Raw genomic sequence first — 12,489 nt, 5'->3', positions numbered from 1 at the left:
TTCGACAAATCATGTTATTCTGATGATAGAATGATATGTTATTTTACAAATAAATGCTTTTCAGCAGTAACGGTTTGCTGCAAATGTCGTTTAAACCTAAAAAAGTACAGGATATAAGCTATTAAATGAAATGAGGTTTTTGAATATGAGGACGGATTTACTATATGGAAAGAATGGAATTTCTTTAGATTTGCCAGAAAACGCTTTACTTATTGAACCGACCAATCTGCCAAAGATGGAAGATGAAAAGGAAGCAGTCCGTCAGGCTTTGCGAAATCCGATTGGCAGCGCGCCCTTGAAAGAATCTGTCAAGGCTACCGATACGGTATCGATTGTCATTAGTGATATTACCAGACCGACACCAAATCATATCCTGGTTCCGGTATTAATTGAGGAGTTAAGCCATGTTCCTTTAGAGAATTTTGTTATTATTAATGGAACTGGAACACACCGCGACCAGACAAGGGAAGAATTTGTTCAAATGTTAGGAAGCTGGGTTGTAGACAATATTCGAATTGTAAACAATCACTGTCATGAAAAGGATACACTTGTTAATCTCGGGAAAAGTAAATTTGGCTGCGATGTCTACCTGAATAAAGATTATGTAGAATCTGATTTTAGAATTGTAACCGGTTTTATAGAGCCGCATTTTTTCGCAGGCTTTTCTGGAGGTCCAAAAGGAATCATGCCCGGAATAGCGGGGATTGAAACGATTATGACCTTCCATAATGCGCGGATGATTGGAGATCCGCTCTCCACGTGGGGGAATATGGAGAATAATCCGGTTCAGGATATGACCCGTGAAATTAACGGGATGTGTAAGCCCGAATTTATGTTAAATGTTACATTAAATCGGGAGAAAGAAATTACGAATGTGTTTGCTGGCGAGCTTTATCAGGCACATGATGAAGGATGTGCGTATGCAAAAGAGCACGCGATGTTCCATTGTGAAGAGCGGTTTGATGTCGTGATTACATCTAATTCCGGCTATCCGCTGGACCAAAATTTATATCAGGCCGTAAAAGGGATGAGCGCTGCCCATAAAATTGTCAAAGAGGGCGGTTCGATTATTGTAGCATCCGAGTGTTCAGATGGCTTACCTGACCATGGAAACTATGCGAAAATTTTTGATATGGCAAAGAGCCCGCAGGATCTGCTGGATATGATTAATAATCCGGAATTTAAAATGTTTGATCAGTGGCAGGTTCAGAAACAGGCTGTCATTCAGGTCTGGGCGGATGTTTATGTTTATTCCAAGCTGACGGACGAACAAGTAACCAATGCCATGTTAGAGCCGACTCATGATATAGAACAGACGTTAGAAGAGTTAAAGGAAAAGTATGGGGAATCGATGACCGTTGCTGTGATGCCTTTAGGGCCATTGACGATACCTTATGTTGAAGAAAAAGTGAAATCCTGAGCTGAGCGTAGTATACTGGTAATAGAATGAAATGTATTTAGTCAATAAATGGGAAAGTTTTTTATATCCTTTTGTTAGTAAAATCCCCCCTTCAGTCAGGGGAAATGAGGTGAATAAAATGATGGAAATCAATGAGAAAAATCGTTATTTAGGGAAAACACTGAAGGAAATGGGACGTGTCATGGTGGCATTTTCAGGCGGTGTAGACAGTACAGTTGTTTTGAAAAGAGCGCAGCAGGAGTTAGGAGATAACGTGCTGGCAGTTGTTGTTGCATCAGAATTATTCCGTGAATCCGAATTTCAGGCTGCGGTTCAATTAGCAGAGGATCTGGGTGTGAAGGTGCACCAAACAGAAATAAAAGAATTGAACCAGCCTCAAATTACAGCGAATAACCCAGACAGCTGGTATTACAGTAAAAAATTGCTTTACACCCGCCTGAATCAGCTGGCGGAGGAATGGGATTATCCGTATGTGTTAGACGGAATGATTATGGATGATGAAGCAGATTTCCGCCCGGGGCTAAAGGCAAGAACGGAAGAAGGCATCCGCAGTGTCCTTCAGGAAGCAAATCTATATAAACCGGAAGTCCGCGAGCTTGCGAAGGAATTGGAGCTTCCAGTATGGAATAAATTAGCTTCCTGCAGCTTAGCATCCAGATTTCCGTATGGTACAAAACTGGACAAACAAAAAGTAAATCAGGTTAATCAGGCGGAGCTTTATTTAAAACGTGCCGGTTTTGAAGAAGTGCGTGTACGTTATCATGATAATGTGGCGCGTATCGAAGTAGCAGCTGATAAAATGGTGGAATTACTGGAAAAACGTACAGAGGTTCAACATAAACTGGTATCTCTTGGTTTTGACTATGTATCGATAGACTTACGCGGTTACCGTACAGGCAGCATGAATGAAGTATTGCCAGCAGCTTCGTCAAAACAGCAAATCGCTGCCAATGCTTAAAACACAACTTCATTCCGTGGGAGTTGTTTCCTTTCTCCCCCGGAATTAGCCTGAGTGCCTCAGGGGGGGGAGTTAGCACCCGCTATCTCCTCTCTGAATAAATTTATTTTTACTCTCTATTTAGAGATGGAGTTTTACGGATGATTCTCCGGATAAATTTAAACATGATCTTTTACGGGAAAGCAGTTGAAAAAACTGCTTTTTCGCGTGAAAAGAGTATAAAGAAGATAAACAAAGGAGTAATTTTCATGAAGATGTTATATTTGGATTGTTTTTCAGGAATAAGCGGTGATATGACAATAGGAGCGCTGCTTGACGCGGGAGGGAGTTTTTCTCATTTGCAAAACGAGTTGCAGAAGCTTCCTTTAGTGGATGAATACGAATTAAATGTTTATAAAGTAGTGAAGAATGGGATTACAAGCACAAAATTTGATGTTGTGCTGAAGAATGAGGAGCATGGACATTCCCACCATGATCATTCTGAACAGGACGACCATGAGCACGGGCATAGCCATAAGCATGTTCATGAGCATCATCACGGGCATAGCCACGACCATCATCATGAGCACCATCATGGTCACAGTCACGATGAGGGACATCATCACCATCACGATCATAGCCATCATCATCGTTCCTATCGTGATATTGTAAATATGATTCAAGAAGCAGATTTATCAGAAGACGTGAAAGATATGGCGTTGAGGATCTTTAAAAAAATTGGTGAAGCAGAAGGGCATATTCACGGTGTGCCGCTGGAGGATGTCCATTTTCATGAAGTAGGCGCTGTTGATTCGATTATTGATATTGTAGGGACAGCGATTTTATTGGAAGAGCTTGAGATTGATGAAATCAAGTCAGCAGCTGTTCCAACAGGATCCGGAAAAATTCATATTGATCATGGCGTGTATCCTGTCCCGGCACCGGCTACGCTGGAGATTTTGCGTGGAGTACCGATTGCGCAAAGTGACTTGAAAGCAGAATTGACAACGCCGACTGGGGCTGCTTTTGCTGCGGTGTTAGCGGAGGAGTTTTGTGATATGCCGTCTATGAAAGTGGTGAAAGTGGGATATGGTGCCGGTACGAAAACATTTCCGAATCACCCCAATGTACTCCGGGTTATCATTGGCGAAGAGGCATAAACATTGAAAAAGTTTGGAGAGTAGGACAAGTAAATGGAAGAAATTTTAAAGGAAGTCCAAAATGGAACATTAAGCATAGAGGACGCGAAAAAGAAGCTAGCGACTTATGAAGATTTAGGTTTTGCCAAAGTAGATCATCACAGGAAACAACGGCAGGGTTTTCCGGAAGTGATTTACGGAGAAGGAAAAACCGTGGAGCAAATCATAGCTATCCTGCAAGCAATCAAAGCGAAGCAGAATGATATTTTAATTACTAGGATTTCACCGGATAAGGCAGATAAAATTTTAGGGGTTCATCCTGAATTGACGTACCATGATATGGCACAAATCCTATCCTTAAAGGTAGAAGAGAAAAGAGAAAAAAAAGAAGGATATATCGCTATTCTCTGTGCCGGAACCTCTGACTTGCGGATCGCTGAAGAAGCAGCCGTTACTGCTGAAGCATTGGGCAGTAATGTACGCCGATTTTATGATGTCGGAGTTGCTGGAATTCACCGGTTATTAGATCAGGCTCCAGCGATTCAGGACGCAACGGTTTCGGTCGTCATCGCAGGAATGGAAGGGGCGCTCCCAAGTGTGGTCGGCGGTCTTGTTTCGCATCCGGTCATTGCGGTGCCGACAAGTGTAGGCTATGGTGCGAACTTCCAAGGCCTGTCGGCATTACTGACAATGCTGAACTCCTGTGCGAGCGGAATCAGCGTGGTCAATATTGATAATGGCTTCGGCGGTGCATATAATGCCGTATTGATTGACCGGCTGGCTCAAGGAAAAGAGGAGTAGCATTTCGCAATAAGAAGGGAGTTGTCTAGATGGCACCAAAACATCCTCCGAATCAGGAACATATTGATGATAATATGATAAAAGTGGAAGTCAATTTGGATGATATTTCAGGGGAATGGCTTGGATTTGTAATGGACCGCTTATTTGAAGCTGGGGCAAATGATGTATTTTACACCCCCATTTATATGAAAAAAAATCGGCCGGGGGTATTACTGCAATTGCTCTGTTCCAATCAAGCACTTCCTGAAATGAAGGAAATCCTGTTGCAGGAAACTACGACGCTAGGCATCCGTTATTATCCGCTAACTGTCCACCGCATGGAAAGAAAGTTTATTCAAGTGGATACAGCATGGGGGCCAGTAACAGTGAAACAGGGGACCTCGAATGGAGAGGTCTTTCAAAGCTCACCAGAGTATGCAGACTGTAAAGCGATAGCTGAAGAACATGGAATTCCATTGAAACAAGTATATCAGTCAGTTTGGAAGCAATTATAAAAAATACACAGACCAATTTGAATTGGTTTGTGTATTTTTTATTAAAATTTAGTGATTAAAAAGGGAAAGAACTCGCATCTAATTTTTTTCCTTTCTGACAGGAAGATACTGATAGAATCGGTAAAGCTTTGATACGGCATACATGACCCATCTTGGAATCTTTTTTGGGAAATTCGTACGCTGATAATATCGTGCATAAGCCCATTTTAAATCTTCCCATTGCGTACATTTTTTCTCCTGAGAAAAACGGGCTGTATCAATCAGACGCACAGCGCCTTCTTTGGTCAGGATAAGGTTATGCAGATGAATATCTGAAGGATTTAATCCCGCCTCTCTCGCAGCATTTAATCCATTATCCACATCCTTGATATGTTGAGATGTCAGCGGAATACCTTCTGCCAGACATTCAAAAAATGTTTTGCCCTCAATAAAATCCATTACTAAATAGTTACTTCCTGCTTCATATATCGTTGGGTAGTAAGGACTGCCATGTAGCTTTTCGTAATTTAGCTTTTCTTCCATTGCTGTTTTTTCAAAAGACGGGTAGAAAATTTTAATCACTTTATGCTCATTTTTTATTCTGAATACAGCGGCACTCCTCCCCGCCCCATAGAGCTCTAAGTCACTATGATGCCCGAGTATTTTTATACGTCTGTGTTTCTTCGTAAATAAAACGGTGGTTACATAGTGATTGTACATGGATTGTTTCATTATTTTTTAAAACTGCCTTTTCTTTTGGTTAATTCCTTTTTGATCACAGGCAAGGCATGTTTTTGCGCTTGTTTTATTCCTTCTTTTACCATTTTAGACTTGAGAAGCTTCGTAAGTTTAGACATTTCTTTTCCTCCTTGGCTTATGTGCGGCAAAAGCTAATAAAAAAGAGACCTTTGCCCACATATTTTTTGGACAAAGGTCTCGCAAGCAACGAAATGAAACGGTTGCCAGCAGTGCCGAGGATTTCTCCTGTAATGACGACAGCTGCTATTATGCTACTCCCCTTTGGGATTAATTTGAATGTACATTTATTATAGAGGGCTTGTTTCGTAAGCGCAAATTTTAACGTACTTAAATTATCCACGCATGTTTCTCTTTTTTTAATACGTTTGCTATGCAGGAATAGGTGTGATACAGCGCTAATAAAAGCCTTCTTATATACCTTAATTCATCGTTTTCCGGCTTTTATTCAAGGGTAAACACGTATAAAGCACTTTGGAAGGAGCGGCGAACCGTGAAAAACCGTTGGGTCAGTGGACTTTTATATGCTTTAACGGGCTCCGTCATCATGTTTATGGTCAGTATCCTTCTTGGAGGAGAGCCTTATTGGAATGGAATAATTGGTTTTCTGATGGGAGGGTTTACTTATGGGGCATTTTTTCGTCCAGTGATGGAAAAGAAAATGAAATCAAAATAAAGGATGGGTATGCTTCAAAAATCGTATATGCAGAGAGGGAAGGAGGATGTGTTTGCCTGTTAACGCCTCACAGATGGTATGAATCGGAGGTTTTGAGGAAGGAACATCAAGTTTAACTTCATTTGCTACGTGTAATAATTACTATATAAGCATATTCTAATCAGGACAGTATATTATAAGGAGGAAGCAACATGCAGCTTAATGCAGCGCAAAAATTAATTCAAGATCATTTGCTGTCAGGAGAGATGAAGCCCGGAGAAGAGATTGGTTTAAAAATTGACCAGACGTTGACACAGGACGCGACAGGTACCATGGTGATGCTGGAATTGGAAGCGATGGGCATTGATAAAGTGAAGACAGAGGCATCGGCACAGTACGTGGACCATAACCTGATTCAGGAAGATTTTCGGAATGCAGATGACCATCTATTTTTACGGAGTGCGGCACAGAAATTCGGCATTTATTACAGCAGGCCTGGAAACGGTGTCAGTCATCCTGTCCATATGCAGCAGCTGGCACGCCCCGGGAAAACCTTATTAGGTTCAGACAGTCATACATGTGCCAATGGATGTATGGGCATGCTGGCTATGGGAGCGGGCGGAATTGACGTCACGATGGCAATGGCCGGTGAACCTTATTATGTGAAAATGCCGCGGGTTATGGGAATTGAATTAACAGGAAAATTGCCTGATTGGGTCAGCGCCAAGGACGTTATTTTAGAAATGCTGCGCCGCCATGGCGTAAAAGGCGGTGTCGGAAAAATCCTTGAATATTATGGACCAGGTGTGAAGGAATTATCTGCTATGGATCGGCATGTGATTGCCAATATGGGAGCAGAGCTTGGAGCGACCGCCACAGTATTTCCGTCAGATAAAGAAATTAAACATTTTCTAAAAACACAAGGGCGCGAAGACGAATGGATTGAATTAAAAGCAGATGATGGAGCGGATTACGATGAACATGAAGAAATTGATTTATCTGCGTTGGAACCGTTAATTGCAAAACCGTCCAGTCCGGGGAATGTAGTGCCTGTTATGGAAGTTGCCGGAGAAGACATCTATCAGTCTTACATCGGTTCTTCTGCTAACCCGGGATACCGCGATTTTGCGATTGCCAGTGAAATTGTGAAGGGAAAGCAAATCGCAAACGGTACTTCTCTGGATATTAATCCAACTTCCCGTCAACTGCTGGAGCAGCTTGTTGAAAACGGGCATATTGCGAATCTGCTGGCAGCCGGTGCCCGTATGCATCAGGCAGGATGCAACGGCTGTATTGGTATGGGGCAGGCTCCGGCTACGGGTAAGAATAGTTTACGGACGACACCCCGAAATTTCCCAGGACGGTCCGGGACAAGAGAAGACAGTGTGTTCCTATGCAGTCCGGAAACAGCTGCTGCTTCTGTATTAACGGGAGTTATTACAGACCCAAGAACATTGGATATGTCTTATCCGAAAATAAAAGAACCGACTACTTTTTCCACAAAGGGTATGCTGGAAGTGCCGCCGAAGGATAATAGTCAAATTGATTTAGAAAAAGGGCCAAATATCACGACTATCCCAGATTTTGATCCGATTGAGGATAACTTTGATGTTCCTATATTACTGAAAATGAATGATAACATCTCAACAGATGAAATCCTTGCCGGCGGTTCACGCGTCTTGCCATACCGCAGTAATATTCAAAAAATCAGTACCTTTGCATTTGAAATCATTGATGATGATTATTACGAAACGGCAATGAAACAACGTGATGACGGCGGTCATATGGTTGTTGCAGGTTTTAACTACGGACAAGGTTCGAGCCGGGAGCATGCGGCGCTCGCACCGCGTTATCTAGGATTAAAGGTCGTACTTGTTAAAGACTTTGCCCGTATTCATCTGCAGAACTTGATTAATTTCGGTATTTTACCATTAACGTTTGTCAATGAGGAAGACTATGATTTGGTTCGGCAGGAGGATGTGCTCGAATTTCGCCAAATCCATCAAACGATTCAAAATCAGCACACCTTTGATATTAAGCTGAAAGGGACAGAACGTACGATTGCTGTGCAGCATGACCTTACTAAACGTCATCTTGAAATTCTGCTGGCCGGCGGAATTATTAATTGGATTAAAGAAAAACAATAGAAAGGAAGTCAGCAATGGGATCTCAGGAACATGCTTGTAAAGCTTGTGAAGGAACAGGTTTATTAAGAGATGATGAGCAGTGGCAGTATACTTGCACCGTTTGTCATGGTGATGGATTTGTTGCCGCTGTGGAGAAGACGGAAAAGCTTCAAGTCGATGAGAACCACAGGGTCATTGATTAATAATAAACAGTCGGAGCAGTGCTGTTTCTTGATACAGCCACTGCTTCGACTGTTTTTGTATATAAAATCATCAGCCCGGTTATTTTAAAATATATTTCTTTCCACTCAGGAATAACAAGATTTCATATCCTGTCGACAACATGGTGTTCGTGTGAAATAATATATGAAAAAAGTATCTAGGTCATATATACCGTCGGATACAGAAGAGGGTGTCTGTTAGATGATACATATTGCTCCGCTGCAAATAGAAGATGAGGATAAGCTTTATACATTTGAATTACATAATAGAAAGTACTTTGAAAAATTTGTTCCTTCCCGTGGAGAAGCGTTTTACCAAAAGGATTACTTTCATGACAGACTACGTGAATTGCTGAAGGAACAGGCAGATAGTAAATCTTATTTTTTTCTGATCAAGGATGCGGACGGAGAAATTTTGGGGAGAGTTAACTTAACAGATATTTGTCCTTCACAGAAAATCGGCTTTTTAGGATATCGAGTTGGTGAAGCTCATACAGGAAAAGGGATAGCAGGAAAGGCAGTTGAGCTTCTCAAAGTGGAGGCAGAGAAAACATTAAGATTAAAGGGGATCAAGGCGCAAACCACCGCAGAGAATATAGCTTCTCAGAAAGTGTTGGAAAAGAAAGGGTTTGAGGAAATAAACAGGGAAGACACGGCTTATGAAGGAAAGCCTCTTACTTTTGTTTATTATCAATTAAGCTTTTAAAATCAATAGTTGCATTGATAAAATGAAGCAGTCTGATTGGAATTCCCATCAGACTGCTTCATATCGAGTTATTTTTCCAGCCATTGATTCACAAGATTTCGATTATCATTCACCCATTTTTCAGCACCTTCCAGCGCTTCTTTTCCTTCATTTTCAGCCTCACTGACGTAGCTCATCAATTCACCAATTTGTTCATCATCCATTTTCCAATTTTTCAACCATTGATCGACTTCTGGATAATCCTCATGAAAATTTTGGCGGGTTGCGTGATGAATTTTTTCAGCCTCTCCAAAGATATTTTGAGGGTCGTCTAAATATTTTAAGTCCATTTCTGAAAATACACGATGTGGGTTCCATAACGGCACAACAATATCCTCTTCATTAGTGATGGCCTGTTGTAACGCGGTCAGCATAGCGGGTTCGGAGCTGGCCGTGAGCTCATAATCCAGCTCGTATGCTTCCATTGCTTCTTCCACTACTAACATCGTGCCTGCTCCGGCATCGAATCCAGTTATTTCTCCATTTAAACTTTCCTTATTCGCATTTAAATCTTCTATACTATCCAAATAATCCATATAAGCCGGTACGACTAAACCAACTTTTGCATTATCATACCAAGTTTCTTCTGAGAAATTAATAGCATCTTCATATTGTGCTACATATTCTGCATCTTGAACAGGCAGCCATATTTCAGGACTGATATCCAGCTCATCATTTTCAAGTGCCGCCATTTGCGTCCCGATATCTAATAAATGCAAGTTTACTTCATAACCTTCTTCTTCTAGAATGAATTTCCACATATTTGTAATTGCGATATTTTCTTCCCAGCTGATTTGGCCCATATCGAGGCTGTTGGGGTTATCATCTTCTGCCGCGGATTCGTTCGATGTATTTCCGCCGCATGCACTTAATAATAGAATCGAAATTGCTGTGATAATGAGAATATTTATAGGTTGTTTTTGAAAGTTAAAGATGGTATCTCTCCTCTTAGTCTTTTTGGGATGTGTCCTTTGGTAAAAACTCAAAAATTTCTTCGGATCGAATACTGTGTACCAACTGATCCAGCCAGTTGTAATAAACCTTGGACTGGTTTAATAATTCATAATGATGTCTAGCTTCTTCTTTGAAGCTGTCAGAAACATGCTCATCATGAATAATTTCAAGAAGTGGTTTTTCAGCCTGATGGATAGCTTCCATATTTGTATTTGCTTCCCGTTCCCACATTTGGCAGAAGTAGGCCATAAAGGAATGAAAGAAATTTTTCTCCGCAGTATAGGTATGTTTTCTGGAACCACGCTGGAATTTCTTTTTTACCATTCCAATTTGCTGGAGATGGCGTACATTGGTGCTCATACTAGGCTTGCTCATACCAAGCTCTTCCCGCATTTCATCCAAATTCATTTGATTTTCAAAATACATCGTTGCATATATTTTACCGGCAGCTGGTGTTACACCGTATAAGTCCATCGTTTCCGATATCGATTGAATAACCTGATCTTTTGCCTCTTCTATTTGTTCTCTTGCCCTCTCGTCATGGGGATTGTTCAAAATAATGACCTCCTACAGATCAATGTCCATAAAGTTAAATTTTTTCTTAACAAACTTAATGATAGTAAAATAAATAAATTTGTCAAATGATTCGTGGATTCAGAAGCAATATAATTTTTACATATAAGAAGAAAATGGGTTCGTTTGACAGGATTAATTTTATTCGTTATTATTAAATTTGTTCAAAACGTTAAATTTTTTCTTAACAAAGTTAACGTAAGTTAGGAGGAACTCATTTGGATACCAGCAAACAATATATCAATGGGGAATGGGTGCTTGCCCTCTCTGGAGAGACAAGAGAAATAATTAACCCTTTTAATCAGGAAGTCATTGCGCTTGTTGCAGAAGGTAATGAAGAAGATGCTAAAATGGCCGTTGCTGCAGCTAGAAATGTTTTTGACCAAGGTGATTGGTCAGCGACTTCAGCAACTGAACGGGGAAATATCGTTCGTGATATTGCAGCACTGATAGAAAGAGATAAGGAAGAATTAGCAGAATTAGAATCGCTCGATACTGGAAAAACAGTGGAAGAGAGCAGAGGCGATATGGATGATATTGCCGGCGTATTTCGGTATTATGCAGAATCAGCAGATAAAGATGGCGGTGAAATAATTGATTCACCCGTCCCGCATACCATCAGCAAGGTAGTCAAAGAACCTGTCGGTGTATGTGGACAAATTACTCCGTGGAACTATCCTTTATTACAGGCTTCCTGGAAATTAGCTCCTGCGCTTGTTGCAGGAAATACATTAATTATGAAGCCGAGTGAAATTACTCCTTTAACAACCATTAAAGTATTTGAACTCATGGAAGAAGCAGGCGTGCCAAAAGGAGTGGTTAATCTTGTATTGGGAGCTGGAGCAACGGTTGGAGAGGAGTTAGCCATCAATGAAGATGTGGACTTGATTTCTTTTACAGGCGGGATTGAAACAGGGAAACGTATTATGCGGTCAGCCAGCTCCAATGTGAAAAAGTTAGCTTTAGAGCTTGGCGGAAAAAATCCCAATGTTATTTTTGCTGATGCAAATTTTGAAACCGCAGTTGATCAGGCATTGAATGCGGTATTCTTCCATGCAGGACAAATATGCTCAGCAGGAACACGCATTATTGTGGAGGAAAGTATTCACGATGCGTTTGTTGAGGAATTGGTGGAACGTGTGAGAAAGATTCGGTTAGGCAGTGGTTTTGATAAGAATACGCAAATGGGACCGTTAATTTCAAAAATACATTTAGAAAAAGTGATGGCCTATGTAAATAATGGCGTGAAAGAAGGCGCAAAGGTTGCGGTTGGAGGAACTCGTCCTGATGAACCAGCACTGCAAAATGGCTTTTTCTATTTACCAACCGTCTTGACTGGATGTACAACGGAAATGAATGTTGTACAGCATGAAGGGTTCGGTCCGGTTATTACGATAGAAACATTTCGTAATGAGGAAGAAGCTATCCGTCTCGCAAATGATTCTATTTATGGATTAGCTGGCGGGGTCTGGACAAAAGATATTGCGAAAGCAGAGCGATGTGTTGCTAACATGCGGATGGGTACAGTATGGATTAATGATTTTAATGTATACTTTCCGCATGCTCCATGGGGAGGCTTCAAGCAGTCAGGCATCGGCAGGGAATTAGGCAAACTTGGCCTAGAAGAATATCAGGAAACAAAGCATGTTTACCATAATATAAATCCAGAACCGATAAATTGGTTTTGAG

Annotated in this window: 14 protein-coding genes; 10 read left to right on the top strand and 4 right to left on the bottom strand. The window is 41.1% G+C overall.

From position 1 onward, the window contains the following. The first annotated feature begins 145 nt into the window (after window positions 1-145). From larA to larC2, 5 genes are all read left to right on the top strand, one after another. Entirely contained in the window at window positions 146-1,420 is a 1,275-nt protein-coding gene (larA, locus tag ACZSMY_RS21360; protein WP_332093826.1) for a nickel-dependent lactate racemase, read from the top strand. 118 nt (window positions 1,421-1,538) lie between these two features. Continuing rightward, complete coding sequence (gene larE, locus ACZSMY_RS21355; RefSeq protein ID WP_042532465.1) at window positions 1,539-2,378, top strand: ATP-dependent sacrificial sulfur transferase LarE; 840 nt, start codon at window positions 1,539-1,541, stop codon at window positions 2,376-2,378. A gap of 248 nt (window positions 2,379-2,626) precedes the next feature. After that, complete coding sequence (gene larC, locus ACZSMY_RS21350; RefSeq protein ID WP_465148277.1) at window positions 2,627-3,517, top strand: nickel pincer cofactor biosynthesis protein LarC; 891 nt, start codon at window positions 2,627-2,629, stop codon at window positions 3,515-3,517. A gap of 33 nt (window positions 3,518-3,550) precedes the next feature. Beyond that, complete coding sequence (gene larB, locus ACZSMY_RS21345; protein WP_042532467.1) at window positions 3,551-4,297, top strand: nickel pincer cofactor biosynthesis protein LarB; 747 nt, start codon at window positions 3,551-3,553, stop codon at window positions 4,295-4,297. A 29-nt stretch (window positions 4,298-4,326) separates the two neighbouring features. Continuing rightward, complete coding sequence (gene larC2 / locus ACZSMY_RS21340; RefSeq protein WP_465148276.1) at window positions 4,327-4,791, top strand: nickel pincer cofactor biosynthesis protein LarC2; 465 nt, start codon at window positions 4,327-4,329, stop codon at window positions 4,789-4,791. Between the two features lie 78 nt (window positions 4,792-4,869). On the opposite strand, the gene ACZSMY_RS21335 is transcribed toward larC2, so the two are convergent. Beyond that, window positions 4,870-5,502 carry a protein kinase family protein gene (locus ACZSMY_RS21335; protein ID WP_193065065.1) on the bottom strand — a complete coding sequence of 211 codons (633 nt, stop codon included), beginning with the start codon at window positions 5,500-5,502 and terminating at the stop codon, window positions 4,870-4,872. Next, window positions 5,502-5,627: a hypothetical protein gene (locus tag ACZSMY_RS21330; RefSeq protein ID WP_256705811.1), complete on the bottom strand. Its 126-nt coding sequence runs from the start codon at window positions 5,625-5,627 to the stop codon at window positions 5,502-5,504. Before ACZSMY_RS21330 ends, ACZSMY_RS21335 begins: the two co-directional genes overlap by 1 nt. Window positions 5,628-6,019: 392 nt before the next feature. Here ACZSMY_RS21330 and ACZSMY_RS21325 point away from each other — a divergent pair, with 392 nt between their 5' ends. The 4 genes from ACZSMY_RS21325 (at window position 6,020) to ACZSMY_RS21310 (ending at window position 9,234) form a co-directional block, all read left to right on the top strand. Next, entirely contained in the window at window positions 6,020-6,202 is a 183-nt protein-coding gene (locus ACZSMY_RS21325; RefSeq protein WP_042532476.1) for a hypothetical protein, read from the top strand. 191 nt (window positions 6,203-6,393) lie between these two features. Next, complete coding sequence (locus ACZSMY_RS21320; protein ID WP_212929474.1) at window positions 6,394-8,328, top strand: aconitate hydratase; 1,935 nt, start codon at window positions 6,394-6,396, stop codon at window positions 8,326-8,328. A 14-nt stretch (window positions 8,329-8,342) separates the two neighbouring features. Beyond that, the gene (locus ACZSMY_RS21315; RefSeq protein WP_175297038.1) at window positions 8,343-8,510 is read left to right on the top strand and encodes a hypothetical protein; all 168 of its coding nucleotides are present in this window, start codon (window positions 8,343-8,345) and stop codon (window positions 8,508-8,510) included. Window positions 8,511-8,730: 220 nt separating this feature from the next. Then, window positions 8,731-9,234, top strand: a complete 504-nt coding sequence (locus ACZSMY_RS21310) for a GNAT family N-acetyltransferase (protein ID WP_042532480.1) — start codon at window positions 8,731-8,733, stop codon at window positions 9,232-9,234. 68 nt (window positions 9,235-9,302) lie between these two features. On the opposite strand, the gene ACZSMY_RS21305 is transcribed toward ACZSMY_RS21310, so the two are convergent. Further along, a complete protein-coding gene (locus ACZSMY_RS21305; RefSeq protein ID WP_226895164.1) occupies window positions 9,303-10,259 on the bottom strand; it encodes a glycine betaine ABC transporter substrate-binding protein in 957 nt (318 codons plus the stop codon). Beyond that, window positions 10,222-10,782, bottom strand: coding sequence for a choline uptake/conversion transcriptional regulator CudC (gene cudC, locus ACZSMY_RS21300; RefSeq protein WP_042532482.1), 561 nt, complete (start codon window positions 10,780-10,782; stop codon window positions 10,222-10,224). The genes ACZSMY_RS21305 and cudC overlap by 38 nt, the downstream gene beginning before the upstream one ends. A 236-nt stretch (window positions 10,783-11,018) precedes the next feature. Here cudC and betB point away from each other — a divergent pair, with 236 nt between their 5' ends. Beyond that, the gene (gene betB / locus ACZSMY_RS21295) at window positions 11,019-12,488 is read left to right on the top strand and encodes a betaine-aldehyde dehydrogenase (protein ID WP_042532484.1); all 1,470 of its coding nucleotides are present in this window, start codon (window positions 11,019-11,021) and stop codon (window positions 12,486-12,488) included. The last annotated feature ends 1 nt before the right edge of the window (window position 12,489 follow it).

The sequence above is a fragment of the Oceanobacillus sp. B139/18 genome, from assembly GCF_055524595.1.
The sequence above is the reverse complement of the archived record's forward strand: the minus strand, read 5'-3'. Positions and strand labels throughout refer to the sequence as shown.

Bases quoted from the DNA above. Each gene is read 5' to 3' on its own strand.
- larA (WP_332093826.1), top strand. From the start codon at position 146: ATGAGGACGGATTTACTATATGGAAAGAATGGAATTTCTTTAGATTTG.
- larE (WP_042532465.1), top strand. From the start codon at position 1,539: ATGATGGAAATCAATGAGAAAAATCGTTATTTAGGGAAAACACTGAAG.
- larC (WP_465148277.1), top strand. From the start codon at position 2,627: ATGAAGATGTTATATTTGGATTGTTTTTCAGGAATAAGCGGTGATATG.
- larB (WP_042532467.1), top strand. From the start codon at position 3,551: ATGGAAGAAATTTTAAAGGAAGTCCAAAATGGAACATTAAGCATAGAG.
- larC2 (WP_465148276.1), top strand. From the start codon at position 4,327: ATGGCACCAAAACATCCTCCGAATCAGGAACATATTGATGATAATATG.
- ACZSMY_RS21335 (WP_193065065.1), bottom strand. From the start codon at position 5,502: ATGAAACAATCCATGTACAATCACTATGTAACCACCGTTTTATTTACG.
- ACZSMY_RS21330 (WP_256705811.1), bottom strand. From the start codon at position 5,627: ATGTCTAAACTTACGAAGCTTCTCAAGTCTAAAATGGTAAAAGAAGGA.
- ACZSMY_RS21320 (WP_212929474.1), top strand. From the start codon at position 6,394: ATGCAGCTTAATGCAGCGCAAAAATTAATTCAAGATCATTTGCTGTCA.
- ACZSMY_RS21315 (WP_175297038.1), top strand. From the start codon at position 8,343: ATGGGATCTCAGGAACATGCTTGTAAAGCTTGTGAAGGAACAGGTTTA.
- ACZSMY_RS21310 (WP_042532480.1), top strand. From the start codon at position 8,731: ATGATACATATTGCTCCGCTGCAAATAGAAGATGAGGATAAGCTTTAT.